Genomic DNA, 20,448 nt, shown 5'->3' with positions numbered 1-20,448 from the left:
GCGGGTTGATGGAACACAGTTTGTCCCAATATGGATGTCTGTGTCCCCGAATAACCGAGGAGACAATTTTATTATGGCAATTTACAAGTTGGAAGAAAACACGCCGGAAATCGCGGAAACCGCCTGGGTGGCCGAGTCGGCTGTAGTAGTCGGCAAGGTCAAGCTCGAAGAGCATGCCAGCGTCTGGTTCAACGTCAGCATTCGCGGCGACAATGAATTAATCACCATCGGTGAAAACAGTAACGTTCAGGAGGGTGCAGTATTGCACACTGACGTCGGCTACCCGATGCACATCGGCAAGAACGTGACTGTCGGCCACCAGGCCATGCTGCATGGCTGCACGATCGGCGAAGGCGCCCTGATCGGCATTCAGGCGATCGTGCTCAACGGCGCCAAGATCGGCAAAAACAGCCTGGTCGGCGCCGGCGCACTGGTTACCGAAGGCAAGGAGTTTCCTGAGAACTCGCTGATCATCGGTTCGCCCGCCAAGGCTGTACGTACGCTGACACCGGAAGACATCGCACGCATGCGTGCCGGCACCGACAGCTACGTTGAACGCGCGCAGTTGTTTAAAACCAGTATCAAACGCATCGCCTGACGCGTCGTTAAAACAAGGCAGACAACACGATGCGGCGTGAGCCGCCTCTCGTGAGCATCACTGAGCAATAGAAAGAAACAATGAAAGATACGCTGCAAAAATTCATGGTTGAAGATGCACCGGTTCGCGGGGAACTGGTAGAGATTTCTGCAACCTGGCAACAGATACTTGCACGCCGCGATTATCCGGTCGCAGTCAAAGCGCTGCTCGGCGAAATGCTGTCGGCAGCGGCGCTGCTGTCGGCCAATCTCAAGTTCAACGGCATGATCGTCATGCAGATTCATGGCGACGGCCCGGTCAAGTTGCTGGTGGTCGAATGCGACTCCGATCTGCGTCTGCGCGCCACGGCAAAACTTGTCGAAGGCCAGGACGTGGCCGACGACGCCACGCTGGAACAGCTCGTCAATGCCAATGGCGAAGGCCGCTTTGTGATCACGCTCGACCCGAAAGACAAGATGCCGGGCCAACAAGCCTACCAGGGCATCGTGCCGCTGGACGGCGACAACGTCGCTACCGTGATCGAAAACTACATGCTGCGCTCTGAGCAGCTTGACACCAAGCTGTGGCTGGCAGCGGACGACAAAGTCGCGCGCGGCGTGTTGTTGCAAAAACTGCCGACACAAGGCGGCAAGAATGCTCCCGTAGAAGAATTGGAAACCTGGAATCGCCTGTCGATGCTCGGCAACACCTTGCGCAAGGAAGAGTTGCTAAGTACTGATATTGAGACTCTGATGCGCCGCTTGTTCTGGGAAGAAACCATCCGCGTTTTCGACCCCGCGCACCCTGAATTTTACTGCTCCTGCTCGCGCGAAAAAGTCGGCAAGATGCTCAAGATGCTGGGGCAGGAAGAAATTGAAGATGCACTGGCGAGCGAAGAAAAACTCGGCATCAGTTGCGAATTCTGCGGCCAGCACTACGAGTTTGACGCGATCGATTGCGCCCATCTGTTTCTGCCGGAAACACCTGCCGATGCCGTGCCGCAAACGGATACCCGTCACTGATATCTCGATGCTGCCGTCCTGACGAAAGTCAGGACCCAGCGTCTTAGTCTTCGCACGATTCAATAGCCATCAAATACGATACCGAGTTCCAGCATTCGCTGGGACGACTGCCCCGATGATTCAAGGATGAGAGTCCATCAACCCTCATCAGATCAGACATCAAACCTGAGCAGGCACCAGCAAGGCCAACTGCGCCGCATCGAGATAGCACCACTCCCCTTCTTCCAGCTCCAACGCATCCAATTGCAAGCCGCCGATGGCAACACGGCGCAAGGCGCTGCAATGATTACCGGCAGCGGCCAACATGCGTTTGACCTGATGGTATTTGCCCTGCTCCAACACGATTTCCAGCAGATGTGTATCGAGTTTGCGGCAAGTCACAGCCGCCAATGGCGCGGGCTCGTCATGCAGCTGCACGCCACCGAGCAATTGCGCTATCAGCTCGTCCGTCACCGCATCGTGCGTGGTTGCGGCATAGACCTTCGGTACATGGCGTTTGGGTGACGATTGCGCATGGATAAATGCGCCGTCATCCGACATCAGCAGCAAGCCGGTAGTGTCATGATCAAGCCGGCCGACCGGCTGCACGTCGCGCCAGGAAAACTGTTCCGGCAAAATCGTCAGCACGCCCGGATGATGGCTGGGCTTGCGTGAGCATTCGAAATTGGCCGGCTTGTTCAGCGCGATATAGACATGTTCCCGATACGTCCATTCTTCATCGAACAGCGTGAAAACCAGGCCTTCGGTATCCGGCGTAAAACGATAATCGTCGACTACTTCGCCGTTGATGACAACCTCGCCATCTTCGATCAATGAACGACAATATTTGCGCGATCCAAAACCTTGCGATTGCAGGATGCGATCCAGACTCAACTTGCTCATTCCTTCGGCTTTCTTTCTTGTTTGGGTGTCAGAATCTGGCGGGCGATACCACGCAGAATATTGACCTCTTCGGTTTCCAATTGGGTACGTGAAAACAGACGTTTCAGACGCGGCATCAGTTTTTTGGGGCTGTCGGGCTTGAGAAATTCAATGGCCACCAGCGCTTCTTCAAGGTGCCGGAACATGCCTTCGATTTCTGCCACCCCGGCCATTTCGCCCTGAAAGCCGATATCGGTCGCCTGTTTGTGATCGCCCAGCTCCGCCATCCGAAACTCATAGGCCAGCACCTGCACCGCCTGCGCCAGATTGAGCGACGAATAGTCAGGATTAGCCGGGATATTGATCAAAACGTTGCATTTCTGCACTAATTCATTCGGCAAACCAAAGCGCTCATTGCCGAAAATCAGGGCAGCCTTCAGGCCGGTGTCGCCGGCGACTTGCTCAGCAATCGCACGCGGCGTCACCACCGGCGGCGAAAACTCGCGCAGGCGGGCGCTGATCGCAGCGGCAAAGTTGCAGTCCTGTAGCGCCTCCTCGATGCTCGACACGATCCGTGCGCCGGACAAGACGTCCTGCGCACCGCTGGCAAACGCTACCGCAGCCTCCTCCTGTACAGCATTGGGGAACCGTGGATTGATCAGCACCAGCTCGCCGAAACCCATGGTCTTGATGGCGCGGGCAGCCGCGCCGATATTGCCTGGACTGCTGGTTTCCACCAACACGAAACGCAGGCGCTTGAAAACAGAATTATCGATTTTGGGCGTGTTCATTTAAAATAGCGGTATTCGCATGTCCAAAAATCTCGTAAGCCCAGCCAAAAAGAGGCTCGGCAATGCCGCTTTGATGTTAAATTGGCAATTTTTAGACGGTGCACCGCTCATTAATTTCATTGTTGTGCAACTTCTCCCGACGGTAACGAAACCGGCGGCGAAGACGCCATTTTAACGGAACCCTCAGGATGCTCATCCCCCCAATGCTCAATACGGCGATTAAGGCTGCCCGCCGCGCCGCCGCCGTCATCAATCGCGCCTCCTTCGACGTCTCCTTGCTCAAGGTCACCAAGAAGCAGCACAACGACTTCGTCACCGAAGTGGACAAGGCAGCGGAAGACGCCATCATTGAGGTCCTGAAGACCGCTTATCCCGATCACGCCATCCTGGCGGAAGAGTCCGGCCCATCGGCCAACCTGCACGACGAAAATGAAAACGTCTGGATCATCGATCCACTCGACGGCACCACCAACTTCATTCACGGCTTTCCACAATACTGCGTCTCGATCGCGCTGCAACAGCGCGGCATCATCACGCAAGCCGTGGTCTACGACCCAACCCGCAACGACTTGTTTACCGCCTCCAAAGGCGCCGGTGCTTACCTGAACGAAAAGCGCATCCGCGTCAGCAAGCGCGACAAGATCGCTGACGGCCTGATCGGTACCGGCTTCCCATTCCGCGACATGGATGGCCTGAACGAATACATGAAGATGTTCAAGATCATGACCGAAAGCTGTGCCGGCCTGCGCCGTCCGGGCGCTGCTGCGCTGGATCTCGCCTATGTCGCCGCCGGTCGTCTCGACGGCTTCTTCGAAAAAGGTTTGAAGCCTTGGGACATCGCCGCCGGTTCGTTGCTGGTGACGGAAGCCGGCGGTCTCGTCGGCACCTTCAAGGGTGAAGCAGATTATCTATACAAGGGCGACGTCCTGGCCGGCAATCCAAAGATTTTCTCGCAGCAAGTCAATTTGCTGTCTGAATTCGCATAAGATTCAAGCTTCAGTTCCGCCTTACGCATCACTCAGTACAATCCGGCCGGAGAGCCGGAGCAGTCACCAAGTCACGCCAGGGAGGCGCTGCGATCCAATTCGATTTGCAGCGCGCTTCCCAGCCACCCAAGGAGACGAGCATGGCAGTCAATCCCATTCCTGAAGGCTATAGCAGCGTAACGCCTTATCTGATCGTTTCCGATACCGCCAGCGCCATTTCGTTTTACGAGAAAGCCTTCGGCGCAACCGAGGTCATGCGTCTCGACGGTCCCCACAATAAAATCTGGCACGCTGAAATTCAGATCGGCAACGCGCGCGTCATGCTCGCCGACGAGTTCATCGAAATGGGCATCCATTGTCCCAAGACGCTCGGCGGTGCCGGCGTCAGCATGCTGATCTACGTTGATGACGTCGACACCATTTTCAGCCGGGCCATTGCCATGGGCGCCGCCAAGTTGCGCGCCGTCCAAGATCAGTTCTACGGCGACCGATCCGGCATGTTGCGCGACCCTTATGGCCATATCTGGTCGATCGCCACGCACAAAGAAGATTTGTCCAACGAAGAGATACGCAGCCGCTCGCAGGCACTGCTCAAGAAGTGCAAACCAACTCCGGCCTAAGCCGTCTGCTCCATGCCATTTGTCACCAGTGCCGGTCGGCGCATCCACTATGAAACCAGCGGCGAAGGCCCTGACCTGCTCCTGCATCACGGCTTCACCAGCAGCTCGCAAGCCTGGCGCTTTTTTGGCTTCACCGAAGTCTTGCAGCAACACTATCGCGTCATCGCCATCGATGCACTCGGCCACGGCCTGAGCGACAAGCCGCACGACACCCACGCTTACACGCTGCGGCAGCGCACCGCAGACGTTGTGACGACACTCGACGATCTTGGCATCGACAAGGTCAACTACTGCGGCTACTCGCTCGGCGGCTGGGTCGGCTATGGCATGGTGCGGTATGCGCCGCATCGCTTGCGGTCGTTGATCCTCGGTGCCGCCCATCCCTACGCCGACACCAGTTGGGATGCGTTTAAAGGACTCGACGGCACCGATCCCGCAGCCTTCATCACTGCCTTTGAATCGGTACTCAATGAAAAAATTTCCGCTGAAGTGAAGATGATGATTCGCGCCAATGATTTGCAGGCGCTGGCAGCAGCAGCGCAACAGCCACGCGCTTCCATGGAAGAATTGCTGCCCTTGATCGATATGCCCTGCCTGATGTTCTGCGGCGACGCCGATGCGCGTCATACAGCAGTGAAACGCTGCACCGAATTGCTGCCCCGCGCCTCATTTGTATCCCTGCCGGGTGTAACGCATTTCGGCGGGCTGATGCAGAGCAAGCTGGTGTTACCGCCGGTGCTGGATTTTCTGGCTGGGCAGTCGGCCTGATTTGCTGAGCAGCTTATTTCAACTCATTTCAACTTATGCACGATACGGCCGGTGACTTCTTCACCGGCTTTTTCATCGATGTCGAATTGTTCGCGCGCACGTTGCAAATCGCCATGATGCCGCTCCGCCCAGTTGTCCAACGCAATCAGCGTCTCGCTTAAGGATTCGCCCAGCGGGCTTAACTCATACTCCACGTGCGGCGCTGCCGTCTCCAGATTGCAGCGCGTCACCAGGCCGTTGCGCTCCAGTTCTTTCAATGTCTGCGTCAGCATCTTTTGCGAGATGCCTTCGATCTTGCGCAGCAAAGCATTGTTGCGCATCGGCCCCGTTGCCAGCGCAGGAAAAATCAGCAAGGCCCATTTGCTGCCGACCAGTTCGAGCGCCTTACGCGATGGACATGCGAGACTGTAAATATCGGTTTGCGGCTCTTCTGCAGAAATGTTGTTTGCTGGCTTCATGGTTACCAAAAAGTACCTACTTGTTGCACTTTCGCCCTTTACCTATGCTGAGTGCCTGTTCAATTGATTCCTTACGGAGAAACAAATGGCTTGGATTTACCTGTCTTTGGCAAGTGTAGTGGAAATTATCATGGCGATCGCGCTCAAGTATGCAAACGGCTGGACGAAACTTACACCCAGTCTGATCGGTGTCGGCGCTGCGGCATGCAGCGTGTTGTTCCTGACGCTCGCAATGCGCAATTTGCCCGCCGGCACGGCGTACGCCATCTGGACCGGCTCCGGTTCTGTGGGTGTCGCAGTGTTGGGCGTCTACCTGTTCAACGATGCGCTGTCGCCATTGCGGCTGCTGTGCATCGCACTGATCATCGGCGGCACCATCGGCTTACGCTTGTTGGATGCATGATCGGTTTGGAGTTAAAGAAAAGGCCGTCACGAGGACGGCCGCTTTCACCAACTTACATAGGGTTATTCAATCAGTCAGCAAACTTGACTGCCGTTCCCTTGGCTTCGATATAACCCCACGTTGTCATGCCGACACCACTCTTGTAGACCACATTCACGATCGCATCGGCCCCCATGGCCGCAGCCTTGTCGGACAAAATGATGTCGACCTGTTCCTTGGTCGGATCACGATGGAAAATCGTCAATTTCTTCACTTCACCCTCGACTGGTCCAAGCTCTTTGTACTTCTTGTCGGACAAGGCGGTCTCGCTGATGATGATCTTGTTGGCGTTCAATAATCCTTTGGTTGACGCAAATGTAGTACTGGTGTCGGTACGATAAGATGCACAACCGGCGATCAGCGCCAACATAGCTACAGTGACAACATACTTCGTGGATTTCCCAATCATTCTTTGACCCCAAATATTGTTGATATTAGTAAGACTTCGGCGATAGCAATCGAGCAGAAAAATCGCCGCTCACATTCTGACACAACAAGCAATTGCACAGAAACGCCTCTTTCCGGACTTCTGCTGTTATACTCCGCCCCGTGCGGCACATTCTCCAGTCAAAGTCCGCTGTCCTCCCGACGTTTCAATCCCGTTTGCCTGCGACTGGCGCCCACTGCGGCGACAGGCCGATATTTTTAAATTCCACTATGTCATTCTCATCTCTCGGTCTTTCCGAGGAAATCGTTCGTGCCGTAACCGAACAGGGCTATACCACGCCAACTCCAATTCAGATGCAAGCTGTACCTGCAGTGCTCGCCGGTGGCGACTTGCTGGCAGGCGCACAAACCGGCACGGGTAAAACCGCCGGTTTCACGCTGCCGCTGCTGCAACGCTTGTCGTCGGTCGAGCGCGTCAAGATCAACGGTCATGTGCCGATCCGCGCACTGATCCTGACTCCGACACGTGAACTGGCTGCACAGGTTGAAGAAAGCGTCCGTCTGTACGGCAAATATCTCCCACTGACTTCCGCTTGCATCTTTGGCGGCGTCGGCATCAATCCGCAAATTCGCCAGCTCAAGCAAGGCGTCGACATTCTGGTTGCAACACCAGGCCGTCTGCTGGATCACATGCAACAGAACACCGTCGACCTGCGCAATATCCAGGTCCTGATTCTGGACGAAGCCGATCGCATGCTCGACATGGGCTTCATCCGTGACATCAAGAAGATTCTCGCGATCCTGCCGAAGAAACGTCAGAACCTGCTGTTCTCGGCGACCTTCTCCGACGAAATCAAAGCACTGGCCGATGGCCTGCTGAATTCACCGGCCATGATCGAAGTCGCTCGTCGCAACTCGACCGTTGAAGTGATCGGCCAAAAAATCCACCCGGTCGACCGCGACAAGAAGCATCCGATGCTGGCGCACCTGATCAACACGCACAAATGGACGCAAGTGCTGGTGTTCACCCGCACCAAACATGGCGCCAACAAGCTGGTCGAACAATTGGAACGCGACGGCATCACCGCCATGGCGATCCACGGCAACAAGAGCCAGGCTGCACGCACCCGCGCGCTGGCTGAGTTCAAGGACGGCAAGCTGCAGGCACTGATCGCCACCGATATCGCAGCACGCGGCATCGACATCGATCAACTGCCGCACGTGGTCAACTATGATCTGCCGAACGTGCCGGAAGACTACGTTCACCGTATCGGCCGTACCGGCCGCGCCGGTGCAACCGGCTCTGCCGTGTCGCTGGTGTGCGTTGACGAGCGCGACATGCTGCACGACATCGAACGCTTCATCAAGCGCGAAATCCCGGTCGAAATCATTCCTGGTTTTGAACCTGATCCAAAGGCGAAGCCGCAACCGATTCAACTGCGCAGCGGTGGTGGTGGCGGTCAACGTCGCCAAGGCGGTGGCGGTGGTCGTGGCGGCAATGCCGGCGGTGGCGGCGGCGGTCGCGCGCAGCAACCGAAAAAACCGAGTACCGGCGCTGGTCAAGGCCAGCAAGCATCGGCCAAGCCGCGTCAAGGCGGCCCTGCCAAGCCACAAGGCCAGGGTCCAGCACAAAACCGCGGACCTGCTGCACGTCCGTCGGCATCGACACATCGCTCCGGTGGTCGCGGCAGGTAAAATAGCTGCTTTCGACTAAACAGCGCGAGGTATCGAAATGGCAGAAATGATCGACGTCATCAAGGCAGATCTCAACAATCCGCGACATGGCGTCGCCATTCTCGACATGCTTGATGCGTATGCATCCGATCTGATGGGCGGCGGCGAAGGCATTACTGACTTCGTCCGCGTTCATCTGATCGATGAATTGCGTAAGCGCCCTTCCGTGCATGTGTTCCTGGCGTTCGATGGCGACACACCGGCCGGATTTGCGAATTGCATCGAAGGCTTTTCCAGCTTCGCCTGCAAGCCGCTGCTCAATATTCATGACTTTGCGGTCGCACCTGCTTATCGCGGACGCGGCATTGCAAAGCAGTTGATGCAAGCCGTTGAAAACTGTGCACGCGAACTCACCTGCTGCAAGATCACGCTGGAAGTATTGGAAGGCAACACGGTCGCTCGCGCACTCTACGCGAGCACGGGGTTCAGCGGATATGAATTGAATCCCGCAACCGGCAAAGCCATCTTCATGCAACGTCCTTTGCAGCATTAAAGAACGTAGAAAAACCTCGGACATCCGGGGCTTTTTTATTTCTGCGTTACGGACACAGAAAAACTTCAGGCTGCCAGTTTCTGCCCGCGCGATTTGCCTGAACTGAGATAGTCGGCAATCGAATCCTGCGTTACCTCTCCCAGATACATTCCGTCCGCATCGATAACCGGCATCCAGCTGGCGCTGTGCTTGTACATCTTCGACAGCACCACGCGCAAATTTTCATCCGGCGTGGCGTTGAGTGTGAATGGCTTGACCTTGTCGCCGCTGACACCTTGCACACCACGAATATCGCGGCGGCTGACGTAGCCGAGAGCGCGATTGTGGTTGTCGGTGATGGTCAGATAGCGCGCATCCTGGTCGTCCATCAACACCATTGCATCCTGCAGCGGCAAACCGGGACGCGCTGTCGCAGGGGTTGTTGCGGCATCGCCTGCGCGCACCAGCAGCAAGCGCTTCAGCGTGTGATCCTGACCGACGAAAGCGCTGACGAAATCATCCTTGGGACGCGCCAGCAAGGTATCCGGATGGTCGAACTGCACCAGCTTGCCCGCGCGGAAAATCGCCACCTGATCGCCCAGCTTGATCGCTTCGTCGATGTCATGGCTGACCATGATCACCGTCTTATTGAGCTGACGCTGCATCTGGAAGAATTCGTTCTGGATCGATTCGCGATTGATCGGATCGACCGCGCCAAACGGCTCGTCCATCAACAGCACCGGTGCATCCGCCGCCAGTGCGCGAATCACGCCGATACGCTGCTGCTGGCCGCCCGACAATTCGCGCGGATAGCGCTTCAAAAATTTCGCCGGATCCAGCGCCACCATGGCCATCAATTCCGTCGCACGATCACGGCAACGCTTCTTGTCCCAACCAAGCAGGCGCGGCACGATGGTGATGTTTTCTTCGATGGTCATGTTTGGGAACAGACCGATCTGCTGGATCACGTAACCGATGTGGCGACGCAAGCTGACTTCATCAATGCCGGTCGTATCTTCGCCGTTCAACAGAACGCGGCCCGAGGTCGGCTTGATCAATCGGTTGATCATTTTCAGCGTCGTGGTTTTGCCGCAACCGGATGGCCCGAGGAAAACGCAAATTTCGCCTTCTGCCACTTTCAGGCTGACGGAATCGACAGCCTTGACGAGGTTGCCGTCTTTTTGCGTATAGGTTTTGCTGAGTTGGTCGAGTTCGATCATTTTTGCAGTCCTTTCGGTGTCAGAAGTCGTTGCAGGCCTTGCAGAAGAATGTCGGCGACAATCGCCAGCAGACTGATGAGTACAGCGCCCACAACCAGTTTTTGCATATTGCTTTGGCTGATCGCGTGCAGGATCAGCACACCCAACCCACCTGCGCCAATCACGGCAGCAATCGCCATCACGCCGATGTTCATCACCACCGCAGTACGTACGCCACCCAGAATCACGGGTACAGCCAGCGGCAGGTCCACCATGCGTAGACGCTGCCAAAAGGTCATGCCGATGCCTATTCCGGCTTCCTGAATACCGCTGTCGATGTTGTCGAGTGCGAGGAAGGTGTTGCGCATGATGGGCAGCAGTGAGTACAGAAACACTGCCGTGATCGCCGGCAAGGGGCCGATGCCGGCGCCGAATTGCGAGAACACCGGGATCATCAGACCGAACAAGGCAATCGACGGCAAGGTCAACACTACAGTGGCCAGGCCGAGCAACGGCGTCGCCAACCAGCGATGCCGCGTGATTGCGATACCCAGCGGCACGCCGATCACGATGGCAAGACTGACGGCAATGCCGACCAGCTTGAGATGCTGCAACGTCAGAGTGAGGATGTTGTGCCAGTCGCTGGAGAGATATTGAATCAGATTCATGGCAGGCTCCTCAAATCAAACCCTGCTGCTGCAGGAATTCGGTGACGACCTTGCCTACCGGCTCCTGGTCGATATCGACGCGCTTGTTCATCTCGGTCATCTTTTTTGTATCGATGGTGGCGGACAGCGCGTTGAGCTGCCCGGCCAGTTCCGGATTCTGCTCCAGCACTTCTTGCCGCACGACCGGCGTCGCTTTGTAAGGCGCGAAATAACCCTTGTTGTCTTCCAGCAGCTTGAGATTGAAACCCTTGATACGGCCGTCTGATGAATACGTCAGCCCGACATACAATTGCTCGTTACGCAAAGCGGTGTAGACCAGCCCGGGATCCATCTGCTTGACCTCGCTGCGGTCGAGCTGAAAACCGTACAGTTTTTGCATCGGATCGAGGCCATCTGGACGCGACGCAAACTCATAATCGACACCCATCAGGTGCGGCTTGCCACCGGCCTGCTGCTCTTGTGTAATGCGCTGCGCGAGATCTTCCAGCGTATTGATGCCCTGCGCATCGGCCAGTTTTTGCGGCATGGCGAAGGCATAGGTATTGTTCAGCGCGGATTCGTTGAGCCAGATCAGGCCGATCTTTTTGTCGAGCGCTTTGACGCGCTCGTAGGTTTCTTCGGCATTGAGTTTTTCATCGACGTGGTTATAGACAATCAATGAGGTCCCGGTGTACTCCCAAACAATGTCGAGCTGATTGCTTTCCTGCGCCTTGCGCATGAGCGTTGAGCCGAGGCCGTTGCGCAGATCGACGTCGTAGCCTTTGGCACGCAAATATTGCGCCGTCATTTGCGACAGAATCAATTGCTCAGTGAAGTTCTTGCCGCCTACCACCAGATTGGAAGCCTGAGCTTGCGCGGTCGTCAGCGCCATTGTCAGTGTGCCCAACGTCAACGCCAATACGGTGAAGACTCGGCCTAAATATGATTTTTTCATCTTGCGGTTCCCTTTTGTTGTTATGCCAGGCCGCGGCGTGACAGGTACCAGTTGCTCAGCAGACTGACTGTCGCGTCCAGCGCGAGAGCCAGCAAGGCGGTTGCAGCAGCGCCCAGCAGCAGTTGGCCTTGGTTGTTCAGATAGATTCCGGGGAAAATCAGCCCGCCCAGGCTTTCTCCGCCAATCAGCATCGACAAGGGCGCTGTGCCAACGTCAATCACCAGCGCCGTGCGAATACCCCCGACGATGATTGGCAAGGCGTTCGGTAATTCCACACGGAACAGCACCTGATACGGTTTCATACCGATGCCTTTGGCGGCCTCGCGCATAGGCGCCGGCACATTTTTCAAACCCTCAAAGGTGTTGCGCACGATGGGCAGCATGGAAGCCAGCCACAACGCAATGATCGTCGGCCAGTTGCCGATACCGAAGAGCGCCAGCGCCAATGCGAGGACAGCGATCGATGGAATCGTGTTGCCGATGTTGAATATCTGCATGAAATACTCGGCGCGGCCCGCTACTGAAGGTCTGCTAAGCAGGATGCCGGCAGGGATGCCGACCGCCATCGCCAGCAGCATCGACCACGCCACCAATTGCAAATGCTTGCCGGTGTAGTAGATCAGGTCGCTGCGGTATTGAATGATTACGTCCGTCCCGATCCAATGGATCAGACCGGCGATGACGAGCACGGAAACGGCTGCGCCACCGATGACGTTGCGGAAACATCGCGTCATGGTTACCCCCTGTATGGCCGCCATGGTCGAGATCAATGAAATGCCGATATCGATACCGCGACAGCGCGTTTGACTATTTTTCGTGGTTCGCTTGCCCCCACAGGGCAGATCATTTGGATGCGAACCGATGCCGCAAGACGCGGCGATGAAATCGATGGCAGTGAAACAACATGCTGCGCGATCGACAATTTATGCATCCCGGCTTGCATGAAAAATCAGCACACCGGAGAACGAGACAACCCGTAACGGGCCAGGAATTACTTAGTAGTTGAACAAGTTTTGTCGCTGGGACAGGCATGACTATACCCCAACTTCTTAATGAATTTCAAGCATGATATTTAAAATAATCATAACCTTCAGATATTTAGACGTAAAAAAACCGGCTTTTAAACCGGTTTTTATTGTTGAAAGGTAATTTTTCGTCGCTAAGTCAGCGCACATTAGCCTGAATGAACAAGCCTCAACTCCTTACTTCAACGCACCAAACACTTTGCCGATGATGGCGCTGCCGGCTCCGACAGGATCACGGCGAATGGCTTTTTCTTCTTCCCCGATCATGTAGAACAAACCGTCAAGCGAACGCTGTGTGACGTAGCCTTCAACGGTTGATTGCTCACCCGATACCAGACCGGTCTTGGCGACTTGGCCCATGGTGGTGTTGTACTTGGCCGAAAGACCGTTTTGATCGGTGATTTTCTTGACGATGGGGAGAAACTTTTCACCCAGCGGCGTGGCGGTTTTCTGGCGGAAGAAATCGGTCACGGAGGTATCGCCGCCGGAGAGGATATTCTTCGCATCCGTCACCGACATCGACTTGACTGCATTGATCAGCAAAGGCTTGGCGAGAGGTACGGCGGACTCGGCAGCGCGGTTCATCGATACCACCAGATCATCCAGCTTCTGCCCTTGTCCGGTCATCTTCAGCAACGGCATCGCTTGCTGCAAAGGCCCCGGCAATTGAATCTTGACCTTGTCGTTGTTGAGAAAACCATTCTCGACGCCGAGCTTGGAGACGGCAACATTGGCGCCCTTCTCCAACGCCGCTTTCAAACCACTGGTCGCGTCCTGGTTGCTGATATCGGATAGCGAAAAAGCAAAGACCAGCGTGCTACACAAGACGAGGCTCACAGCGATGGAAACGTGTTTGGCTGGCTTGAAAGAAGACTTGAAAGGAATGCGAGACATGGAGGCTCCGTGAAAAATGACCGTGCCATCATAATACGCGCCCTGCCTGCCGGACTATCGGCGAATATCGATTTGAATGTTGATTTATCGGTACTCTACTTGCCGACCGCTGCTTTACCATGCGTCAGCTCGCGCCCGGCATTGTGCGGCAGGCGACGGGTCACCGGCACCGATGCGACCGAGAACAATCCCACCACCAGGAAAGCCGGCCAGAAGTCTGCTTCCACGATCGTGGCATGACCTTGCACATAATTAGAAATCTGCAGCACCAGACCGGCAATCGTCACGCCCATGCCGAGAGACAATTGCTGTACCACGCTGGCAAGACTGGTCGCACGACCGGCATCACGATTGCTGATGTCCGCATAGGCGATCGAGTTGAGGCAAGTGAATTGCAGCGACGGGAAAAAACCGCCAAGCAGCACCGACAGCAGCATCACCAGGTAAGGCGTGTGCGAAGTGAACAAACCGTAGGAAGCAATCGCCATCCCGGCAAACACGGCATTGAACATCAACACCGTACGGAAACCATAGCGGCGCAATACCGTCGACGCCAACGCTTTCATGAACATGGCGCCGAATGCGGAGGCGCAGGTGATCGTCCCAGCTTCAAACGGATTAAGTCCCAAGCCTTCCTGCAGCGCTAGCGGCAACAGAAAAGGCACTGCACCCAAACCGACGCGAAACAAGGAGCCCCCCAGCACACTGGCGCGCAACGTTGGGATCTTCAGCAACCGCAGATCAAGCAAGGGATGTTCGACACGCATCGCGTGACGAAAGTAAAAATACAAGGCGATCGAACCCACCACGCACATGATGATCGGCCACTCTTGCGGGATCAGGTGATTGCCGATCAAAGAGAAGCCCAGCATCGCTACCCCGCCGCCGCACGCCGTCAGCAAGAAACCCTTCATGTCGAGCGGCGCCGCATCAGGCTCACGGAAGTTTTCGATATAGCGGCCGGCCAGATACAGACCGAGAATGCACATCGGAATATTGATCAGGAAAATCCAGCGCCAGTGAAAATAGGTCGTGATGAACCCACCCAGCGGCGGCCCGATTACCGGCCCCAGGAGCGACGGCAAGGTGAGGTAGCTGATCGCTTTGACCAGCTCGGCCTTGGATACCGAACGGACGATGATGATGCGCCCTACCGGCACCATCATCGCGCCGCCGATCCCTTGCAGAAAACGCGCCGCCACGAAGGTGAACAACGTGTTGGACAAGGCGCACAGGATGGAACCCGCCATGAAGGTGATCATCGCCGAACGGAAAATTGTCTTCGCGCCAACCCGGTCTGCCACCCAGCCCGAAATCGGAATAAACACGCCAAGACTGACCACATACGAGGTCAGGGCAAGTTTCAGGGTGATGGGGTCCTGTCCGAGGTCGCGCGCCAGCGCTGGCAAGGAAGTGGCGATGACCGTGACGTCCATGTTTTCCATGAACAACGCACAGCCAACAATAAGCGGAACGATAAGCGAGGGGGACACGTTGATGCGGTACGACAGGAAAGAGTTCGGGCTGTTTCGGCGGGCTTGGCTACTGCTTTACAGGCACCGGCCTCGCTTCTGACAGCCTTCTAAGGTTGAACCAGTTTACACCACTTACGGTTTTAGCGTTGCGGGCAGAAAATTTTACCGACAAATCATCGACATTTTCGCTGAAACACAACAACGCCGGTGGTCGAAATATCAGCAAAAATCAACGAACAGTCAGCGAAAAAAACGACTCGGCGACATGCCGAAATGCTTCTTGAACATCGCCGCGAATGCGCTCTGACTGGTGTAGCCATGGTCGAGTGCCACGTCAATGATTTTGTCTCCGCGGGCGAGATTTTCCAAGGCGAGCAACAACCTTGCCTGCTGTCGCCAATGGCTGAAACGCATACCGGTTTCACGCAGGAACAAGCGGTGAAATGTCCGCGTGGCGATACCCAATTCTTCCGCGTGCGCGTCAATCGTCGCGGTCTCATCCGGTTGCGCCATCAACGCTTCGCAAATCCTGCGCAGACCGGCATCCACAGGCAACGGCAAGTACAGCGGCAATACCGGTACCGACCGCAATTCGTGCACCAGCAGACGCAGCAAATGCCAGTCGCGTGTATCGGCATTCAACTCGGGACCGATACCGACCGCCGCCACGATCAGCTCACGCAACAACGGCGGAATATCCAGCACGCAACTCTGCTGCGGCAGGTTCGGCAGCTCCTGCAGGTTGACGAACACCGTACGCATTTTGACGTCGCCGCGCATGCGCACCTGATGATCGACTTCGGGCTGCAACCAGACGCCGCGCGTCGGCGGAACCACCCAGCGTCCCGCCACCGTCTCCACCACCAGCACGCCTTCGATCGCATACAACAACTGCGCATAGGCATGGCGGTGCGATTCGATCACGTGCCCGTGCGGATAGTCAATCGCCAGCGCCGCAGCAGGCGCGTTGGAATCGATCAGGTGATGGTAATTGGAGGTGTCCATGGGCGCGAACAGGGAAAAAGCAGAAGAAACCAGAAAAGACGAACAGAAAAAACGAACTGTCACTTTTGCGATAAGCAAAGACATGTTAGCACGCGACCGACTTTTCGATTCCAAGCAAGATAGGCGTCATCTTCCGCATCCGATGCGTCTTTTTCTTCCTCGATTTCCCTTGTCGCCGACATACGAGCAACACTAACGAGAACATTCATGCCACTGACTTCCTATCTTTATCCCTTCCTCGCCATCGTACTGTGGGCAGGCAATGTGATTGTGTCGAAAATGGCAGCCTCCGCCATCTCGCCGACGGCGATCACTTTCTATCGCCTGATCCTGGTGCTGCTGCTGATGAGCCCTTTCACCCTGCGGCCGCTGTGGCGCAACCGTGCACAGATCCGCCGTCATTGGTGGCAGCTCGCCCTCTCCGGCCTGCTGGCCATGGCGCTGTTCCAGAGCCTGTCTTATCGCGCTGCGGAAAGCACCACCGCCACCAACATGGCAATCGTCACCGCGCTGATTCCTTTGCTGACGGCACTGCTGAGCGTGATCGTACTCGGTGAAGCCGTTACCATCGGCATGGCCGTGGGCGGCGTGTTGTCATTCAGCGGTTTGCTGTATCTGGTCGGGCATGGCGACATGGGCACCGTATTGCGCGATGGGGTGCATCTGGGCGATGCACTGATGCTGCTGGCGGCCTTGTCCTACGCCTTGTATGGCGTGCTGCTGCGCTTATGGAAGATGAGCGTGCCAGTGTGGCAAGCGGTTTATATGCAAGCCATCGCCGCCCTCGTACTGATGCTGCCGCAATTTGTGTTGCTGCCGGCCGGAACCGCGGCACTCGATGCACACACATTGCCGCTGATCGGCTATTCAGGTATCGGCTCGTCGATTCTGCTGTCCTACCTGTGGATCGAAGGCGTAAAAAAACTCGGGCCGAATCGCTGCAGCATATTCATCAATCTGCTGCCGGTATTGACGGCGCTGTCCGCCATTCTGTGGCTGCATGAATCCATGCATGCCTATCACCTTATCGGTGGCGGCATCAGTCTTATCGGCGTGCTGCTGACGCAAATCGTGCAACGACCGCTGTTCGGTTCGCGCATGAGGTATCGCTGATGCATCATTGATGCCGCATTTACGTCACTGCTTCAGGCCACCTTATCCGCCGTAGCATGCTTCAAGGTTGCGGCGGATTAGCACGTTTTCCGGAACGATTCGTGCTTTTCCCTCCCAAAGAAACAAGACTGCAACAGGCAAGCTGGGTACAATCACCCCGCCATTCGCCTGTTCACACCATCAATCTCAATGTGAGGAAATTGCATGAATATGAGTTCAGAAGTCAGCACTACCGGAACGCCCGGCATGCTTCCCCATGACACGCACAGCAAGACTATTGGCTACCTGCTCTGGATCTTCGGCTTTACGGGGGCGCACCGGTTTTACTACGGTAAACCGATCACCGGCACCATCTGGTTCTTTACGCTGGGATTGCTTGGCATCGGGTGGATCATCGACCTGTTCTTGATCCCCGGAATGGATAAACAAGCCGACCAGCGCTTCAGCGGTGGCAACATCAATTATTCGGTCGCGTGGCTGCTGCTGACCTTCCTCGGTTTCTTCGGGATCCATCGCATGTACATGGGTAAATGGCTCAGCGGCATCATCTGGCTCCTCACCTTTGGCGTGTTCGGTTTTGGCGTGCTGTACGACTTCTGGACGCTCAACACGCAGATCTCGGAGCGTAACCACGCTGCTGGTTTGTCGTCCTGATGGTTAAGTAGTCATTCTTCCCTTACCCGCATAAACACGGCAAATCGTGGAATACCGCTATCGTTGACACCGCGATAGCGGTAGGTCACCAGACTGCCGATTGCAGGCGCATGACGCCGCTGCTCATCCGTCATGCCGCTACCGAGCTTGAAGCGTTTTCCGTCCGGCGTTTCCACCAGCAAGGCGCCCACCATTCCCTGATACTTTCCCTTGCCCGGCACATGGCCGACGACGCGCGCCTCGGTGTCATCATATGGTTTGAATTTCAGCAGATCGTCATTACGCTCAGCACGGTAAAGCGACGTACCGCGATGCAGGACAAGACCTTCGCCGCCTTGCGCAACGATCTTGTCCATCATCGTCTGTAAAGCGTCATGCGTCGGTACCTTGATCTGTTCAACCAGATGTACCCACGGCAAAGCTATCTTTTTCACGGTTACACGCAGTTCCGGCAGACGTTCATCAAAGGGGCCTTTGTGGCCCGGTAAATCAAACACCATGAAACGCATCTGCCGCCACGCTGCATCGTCGGGGCGTTGCTGCCGGACTGTCGATACGGCATGTGAAAACCGTCCACGTCCGGCCCACAACTCGCCATCCATCGGTATCTGCGGCCAGGCTGCGACAAACCAGTCAGGCGCATGAATCACTTCACCGCCACGCGTCAACAACTGGTGTCCATCCCAATAGCCGCGCACACCATCGTATTTTTCACTAACCCAATAATCAGCAAGGACGATGCCCGGTCGATAGACATTGGCCAGCATGACGGGCGCGCGCGCCGCCACGGACTGCCTGGGAAAGGCAGAGAAAAATATAAAGAAGAGGAATGTAAAAACGAGGAAAGAAAACGGACGCGGAATATATCCTGCGAACCGTGCACATGCTTGTGCACGGCAGTACTTCATGTGTTGCATATGAGCTCCTGCGAGCCCTCCCTGTTGATGATGAATTGCCTCTGCCGCGCTTATTCAGAATCCATCTTCAGAGTCTTTTTTTACGCTTTTATTGTTCGGGCTTTTCGACTTTCTCCGGCTTGAATCGTGTCACCAGGAGTTGGTTAATTCTATTGCCTTCGATGTCGACAACTTCAAATTTATAGTCGGCGAACAATGCAAAATCCGTTTTCTTAGGAATTTTTCGCAGCATGTACATAATGAAACCGGCCAATGTTTCGTATCCCATCGGATTCGGATAGTCACTGATGGAAAGTGCATTCATCACCTCGGCCAGCGGCGTCAAACCATCCATAAGCCAGGAGTGCTCATCACGCTTGACGATTTGCTGCTCTTCCGACGACAGGTTCAGCAGATTGCCCATCAACACGCTGGTGACGTCGGTGATGCTGATAATGCCGACCACCAGTGCATATTCGTTGACGACAACGGCGAGGTCTTCGTCAACCGCTTTCATGCGCTCCAGCACTTCCCACAGATTGAGGCTGTCGGGAATCGACAGCGGCACGTGGATCAGCCCCTTGTCGCGCAAGGAAAACTGCTCGCCCTTCAGCAGGCGCTTGAGCACGTCCTTGCTGTCGATGTAGCCGAGCACATCGTCGATATTGTTCTCGCACACGAGAAAGCGTGAGTGCGGATGATCGATGATCTTCTGGCGCAGCATTTCTTCGGTATCGGTAACGAGGAAATAGACGATGCTCTCGCGCTGCGTCATCGCCGAGGGTACGTAACGGCTTTCCAGCTCGAACACGTTTTCGATAAGGTGATGCTCCTGATGCAGCAAGGCACCCGCCTGCGCGCCGGCATCGACGATGGCATGGATTTCATTGGGCGTGATGACGTCATGGCGCACTTGCGGCAAACCGAACATGGTAAAAAATAGCTTAGACAGGCCATTGAACAGCCAGATCAACGGTTTGAATACGCTTTCCAGGAACAGCATCGGGCTGACCAGCATGATCGCCGCGCGCTCAGGCGCCAGCATCGCCAGACGCTTGGGCATCAGGTCGGCAAACAAAATGAAGAAGGATGTCACCAACAGGAAGGAAATCGAGAAGCTCACCGTCTCCAGCCACGGCCCCTGATACACCGTACTCACCGCGCTGACCATGTGCGGCGTCAGCGCCGGCTCGCCGATCACGCCGCCAAGAATGGCGACAGCATTCAGGCCAATTTGCACCACGGTGAAGAAATTACCCGGCTGCGCCTGCAAGGCGAGTACACGCAAGGCATTAGCATCACCCTCCTTGGCGAGCATTTCAAGACGGATTTTGCGCGAGGCGGCGAGAGAAATTTCTGCACAAGACAAAAATGCGCTGATGACCACGAGCAAGAGGATCAGTAAAAAGCTGGCGAAAAAACTCATTTTTCTTATCTCTTGAAGTCACTATGTCCCTATTCTCTCCT

Annotated in this window: 23 protein-coding genes; 10 read left to right on the top strand and 13 right to left on the bottom strand. The window is 55.7% G+C overall.

Annotated features, from left to right (window positions below; all coding sequences use genetic code 11):
- Positions 1–73: 73 nt before the first annotated feature.
- The gene (locus tag PQR63_RS11905) at positions 74–598 is read left to right on the top strand and encodes a gamma carbonic anhydrase family protein (RefSeq protein WP_408168073.1); all 525 of its coding nucleotides are present in this window, start codon (positions 74–76) and stop codon (positions 596–598) included.
- A gap of 80 nt (positions 599–678) precedes the next feature.
- Entirely contained in the window at positions 679–1,599 is a 921-nt protein-coding gene (hslO, locus tag PQR63_RS11900) for an Hsp33 family molecular chaperone HslO (protein WP_408168072.1), read from the top strand.
- A 159-nt stretch (positions 1,600–1,758) separates the two neighbouring features.
- Here the strand turns inward: hslO and PQR63_RS11895 are convergent, their stop codons facing one another.
- Together PQR63_RS11895 and PQR63_RS11890 are read right to left on the bottom strand one after the other, a co-directional pair.
- Positions 1,759–2,481 carry a pseudouridine synthase gene (locus PQR63_RS11895; RefSeq protein WP_094564265.1) on the bottom strand — a complete coding sequence of 241 codons (723 nt, stop codon included), beginning with the start codon at positions 2,479–2,481 and terminating at the stop codon, positions 1,759–1,761.
- A complete protein-coding gene (locus PQR63_RS11890; RefSeq protein ID WP_094564266.1) occupies positions 2,478–3,251 on the bottom strand; it encodes an RNA methyltransferase in 774 nt (257 codons plus the stop codon). Before PQR63_RS11890 ends, PQR63_RS11895 begins: the two co-directional genes overlap by 4 nt.
- Positions 3,252–3,439: 188 nt before the next feature.
- Between PQR63_RS11890 and PQR63_RS11885 the strand changes: the two genes are divergently transcribed.
- From PQR63_RS11885 to PQR63_RS11875, 3 genes are all read left to right on the top strand, one after another.
- Entirely contained in the window at positions 3,440–4,237 is a 798-nt protein-coding gene (locus PQR63_RS11885) for an inositol monophosphatase family protein (RefSeq protein ID WP_408168071.1), read from the top strand.
- Between the two features lie 140 nt (positions 4,238–4,377).
- On the top strand, positions 4,378–4,857 hold the full coding sequence (locus tag PQR63_RS11880) for a VOC family protein (protein ID WP_408168070.1): 480 nt from the start codon (positions 4,378–4,380) through the stop codon (positions 4,855–4,857).
- 12 nt (positions 4,858–4,869) lie between these two features.
- Complete coding sequence (locus PQR63_RS11875; RefSeq protein ID WP_408168069.1) at positions 4,870–5,625, top strand: alpha/beta fold hydrolase; 756 nt, start codon at positions 4,870–4,872, stop codon at positions 5,623–5,625.
- Between the two features lie 23 nt (positions 5,626–5,648).
- Here PQR63_RS11875 and PQR63_RS11870 read toward each other — a convergent pair whose 3' ends face one another.
- Positions 5,649–6,083, bottom strand: coding sequence for a winged helix-turn-helix transcriptional regulator (locus PQR63_RS11870; protein ID WP_408168068.1), 435 nt, complete (start codon positions 6,081–6,083; stop codon positions 5,649–5,651).
- Positions 6,084–6,168: 85 nt separating this feature from the next.
- Here PQR63_RS11870 and PQR63_RS11865 point away from each other — a divergent pair, with 85 nt between their 5' ends.
- A complete protein-coding gene (locus PQR63_RS11865) occupies positions 6,169–6,486 on the top strand; it encodes a DMT family transporter (RefSeq protein ID WP_408168067.1) in 318 nt (105 codons plus the stop codon).
- A gap of 70 nt (positions 6,487–6,556) precedes the next feature.
- Here the strand turns inward: PQR63_RS11865 and PQR63_RS11860 are convergent, their stop codons facing one another.
- Positions 6,557–6,934 carry a heavy metal-binding domain-containing protein gene (locus tag PQR63_RS11860; protein WP_408168066.1) on the bottom strand — a complete coding sequence of 126 codons (378 nt, stop codon included), beginning with the start codon at positions 6,932–6,934 and terminating at the stop codon, positions 6,557–6,559.
- A 248-nt stretch (positions 6,935–7,182) separates the two neighbouring features.
- On the opposite strand from PQR63_RS11860, the gene PQR63_RS11855 reads away from it, so the two are divergent.
- Together PQR63_RS11855 and PQR63_RS11850 are read left to right on the top strand one after the other, a co-directional pair.
- Complete coding sequence (locus PQR63_RS11855; protein WP_408168065.1) at positions 7,183–8,607, top strand: DEAD/DEAH box helicase; 1,425 nt, start codon at positions 7,183–7,185, stop codon at positions 8,605–8,607.
- 46 nt (positions 8,608–8,653) lie between these two features.
- The gene (locus tag PQR63_RS11850; protein ID WP_408168098.1) at positions 8,654–9,139 is read left to right on the top strand and encodes a GNAT family N-acetyltransferase; all 486 of its coding nucleotides are present in this window, start codon (positions 8,654–8,656) and stop codon (positions 9,137–9,139) included.
- Positions 9,140–9,204: 65 nt separating this feature from the next.
- Here PQR63_RS11850 and PQR63_RS11845 read toward each other — a convergent pair whose 3' ends face one another.
- From PQR63_RS11845 to PQR63_RS11815, 7 genes are all read right to left on the bottom strand, one after another.
- Positions 9,205–10,338: an osmoprotectant ABC transporter ATP-binding protein OsmV gene (locus tag PQR63_RS11845; protein WP_408168064.1), complete on the bottom strand. Its 1,134-nt coding sequence runs from the start codon at positions 10,336–10,338 to the stop codon at positions 9,205–9,207.
- Positions 10,335–10,985 carry an ABC transporter permease gene (locus PQR63_RS11840; RefSeq protein ID WP_408168062.1) on the bottom strand — a complete coding sequence of 217 codons (651 nt, stop codon included), beginning with the start codon at positions 10,983–10,985 and terminating at the stop codon, positions 10,335–10,337. The genes PQR63_RS11845 and PQR63_RS11840 overlap by 4 nt, the downstream gene beginning before the upstream one ends.
- A gap of 10 nt (positions 10,986–10,995) precedes the next feature.
- Positions 10,996–11,919, bottom strand: coding sequence for a glycine betaine ABC transporter substrate-binding protein (locus PQR63_RS11835; RefSeq protein ID WP_408168061.1), 924 nt, complete (start codon positions 11,917–11,919; stop codon positions 10,996–10,998).
- Positions 11,920–11,939: 20 nt separating this feature from the next.
- Positions 11,940–12,653 (bottom strand): ABC transporter permease, encoded by a 714-nt coding sequence (locus PQR63_RS11830; protein WP_408168059.1) that lies wholly within the window; start codon positions 12,651–12,653, stop codon positions 11,940–11,942.
- A 468-nt stretch (positions 12,654–13,121) separates the two neighbouring features.
- Positions 13,122–13,838, bottom strand: a complete 717-nt coding sequence (locus PQR63_RS11825; RefSeq protein WP_408168058.1) for a DUF4197 domain-containing protein — start codon at positions 13,836–13,838, stop codon at positions 13,122–13,124.
- A gap of 95 nt (positions 13,839–13,933) precedes the next feature.
- Positions 13,934–15,283: an MFS transporter gene (locus PQR63_RS11820; RefSeq protein WP_408168057.1), complete on the bottom strand. Its 1,350-nt coding sequence runs from the start codon at positions 15,281–15,283 to the stop codon at positions 13,934–13,936.
- Between the two features lie 270 nt (positions 15,284–15,553).
- Positions 15,554–16,318, bottom strand: coding sequence for an AraC family transcriptional regulator (locus tag PQR63_RS11815; RefSeq protein ID WP_408168056.1), 765 nt, complete (start codon positions 16,316–16,318; stop codon positions 15,554–15,556).
- Between the two features lie 207 nt (positions 16,319–16,525).
- Between PQR63_RS11815 and PQR63_RS11810 the strand changes: the two genes are divergently transcribed.
- Positions 16,526–17,431, top strand: a complete 906-nt coding sequence (locus PQR63_RS11810; protein ID WP_408168055.1) for a DMT family transporter — start codon at positions 16,526–16,528, stop codon at positions 17,429–17,431.
- A gap of 204 nt (positions 17,432–17,635) precedes the next feature.
- On the top strand, positions 17,636–18,085 hold the full coding sequence (locus PQR63_RS11805; protein ID WP_408168054.1) for an NINE protein: 450 nt from the start codon (positions 17,636–17,638) through the stop codon (positions 18,083–18,085).
- An 11-nt stretch (positions 18,086–18,096) separates the two neighbouring features.
- Here PQR63_RS11805 and PQR63_RS11800 read toward each other — a convergent pair whose 3' ends face one another.
- On the bottom strand, positions 18,097–18,903 hold the full coding sequence (locus PQR63_RS11800) for a DNA ligase (RefSeq protein ID WP_408168097.1): 807 nt from the start codon (positions 18,901–18,903) through the stop codon (positions 18,097–18,099).
- 187 nt (positions 18,904–19,090) lie between these two features.
- On the bottom strand, positions 19,091–20,407 hold the full coding sequence (gene paeA, locus PQR63_RS11795; protein WP_198361704.1) for a polyamine export protein PaeA: 1,317 nt from the start codon (positions 20,405–20,407) through the stop codon (positions 19,091–19,093).
- Positions 20,408–20,448: the final 41 nt, after the last annotated feature.

The sequence above is a fragment of the Herbaspirillum rhizosphaerae genome (genome assembly GCF_046025915.1).
In the GTDB taxonomy this organism is placed as follows: Bacteria; Pseudomonadota; Gammaproteobacteria; order Burkholderiales; family Burkholderiaceae_D; genus Herbaspirillum; species Herbaspirillum rhizosphaerae_A.
Note: the sequence above shows the minus strand (reverse complement) of the source record. Positions and strands in the feature narration are given on the sequence as shown.

Excerpts from the sequence above, each read along its gene's own strand:
- PQR63_RS11825 (WP_408168058.1), bottom strand. The coding sequence starts at position 13,838 with ATGTCTCGCATTCCTTTCAAGTCTTCTTTCAAGCCAGCCAAACACGTT.
- PQR63_RS11905 (WP_408168073.1), top strand. The coding sequence starts at position 74 with ATGGCAATTTACAAGTTGGAAGAAAACACGCCGGAAATCGCGGAAACC.
- PQR63_RS11865 (WP_408168067.1), top strand. The coding sequence starts at position 6,169 with ATGGCTTGGATTTACCTGTCTTTGGCAAGTGTAGTGGAAATTATCATG.
- PQR63_RS11830 (WP_408168059.1), bottom strand. The coding sequence starts at position 12,653 with ATGACGCGATGTTTCCGCAACGTCATCGGTGGCGCAGCCGTTTCCGTG.
- PQR63_RS11805 (WP_408168054.1), top strand. The coding sequence starts at position 17,636 with ATGAATATGAGTTCAGAAGTCAGCACTACCGGAACGCCCGGCATGCTT.
- PQR63_RS11850 (WP_408168098.1), top strand. The coding sequence starts at position 8,654 with ATGATCGACGTCATCAAGGCAGATCTCAACAATCCGCGACATGGCGTC.
- PQR63_RS11840 (WP_408168062.1), bottom strand. The coding sequence starts at position 10,985 with ATGAATCTGATTCAATATCTCTCCAGCGACTGGCACAACATCCTCACT.
- PQR63_RS11855 (WP_408168065.1), top strand. The coding sequence starts at position 7,183 with ATGTCATTCTCATCTCTCGGTCTTTCCGAGGAAATCGTTCGTGCCGTA.
- PQR63_RS11810 (WP_408168055.1), top strand. The coding sequence starts at position 16,526 with ATGCCACTGACTTCCTATCTTTATCCCTTCCTCGCCATCGTACTGTGG.
- PQR63_RS11835 (WP_408168061.1), bottom strand. The coding sequence starts at position 11,919 with ATGAAAAAATCATATTTAGGCCGAGTCTTCACCGTATTGGCGTTGACG.
- PQR63_RS11875 (WP_408168069.1), top strand. The coding sequence starts at position 4,870 with ATGCCATTTGTCACCAGTGCCGGTCGGCGCATCCACTATGAAACCAGC.
- PQR63_RS11845 (WP_408168064.1), bottom strand. The coding sequence starts at position 10,338 with ATGATCGAACTCGACCAACTCAGCAAAACCTATACGCAAAAAGACGGC.
- PQR63_RS11885 (WP_408168071.1), top strand. The coding sequence starts at position 3,440 with ATGCTCATCCCCCCAATGCTCAATACGGCGATTAAGGCTGCCCGCCGC.
- PQR63_RS11870 (WP_408168068.1), bottom strand. The coding sequence starts at position 6,083 with ATGAAGCCAGCAAACAACATTTCTGCAGAAGAGCCGCAAACCGATATT.
- PQR63_RS11880 (WP_408168070.1), top strand. The coding sequence starts at position 4,378 with ATGGCAGTCAATCCCATTCCTGAAGGCTATAGCAGCGTAACGCCTTAT.
- PQR63_RS11895 (WP_094564265.1), bottom strand. The coding sequence starts at position 2,481 with ATGAGCAAGTTGAGTCTGGATCGCATCCTGCAATCGCAAGGTTTTGGA.
- PQR63_RS11820 (WP_408168057.1), bottom strand. The coding sequence starts at position 15,283 with ATGGAAAACATGGACGTCACGGTCATCGCCACTTCCTTGCCAGCGCTG.
- PQR63_RS11815 (WP_408168056.1), bottom strand. The coding sequence starts at position 16,318 with ATGGACACCTCCAATTACCATCACCTGATCGATTCCAACGCGCCTGCT.
- PQR63_RS11890 (WP_094564266.1), bottom strand. The coding sequence starts at position 3,251 with ATGAACACGCCCAAAATCGATAATTCTGTTTTCAAGCGCCTGCGTTTC.
- PQR63_RS11860 (WP_408168066.1), bottom strand. The coding sequence starts at position 6,934 with ATGATTGGGAAATCCACGAAGTATGTTGTCACTGTAGCTATGTTGGCG.
- hslO (WP_408168072.1), top strand. The coding sequence starts at position 679 with ATGAAAGATACGCTGCAAAAATTCATGGTTGAAGATGCACCGGTTCGC.
- paeA (WP_198361704.1), bottom strand. The coding sequence starts at position 20,407 with ATGAGTTTTTTCGCCAGCTTTTTACTGATCCTCTTGCTCGTGGTCATC.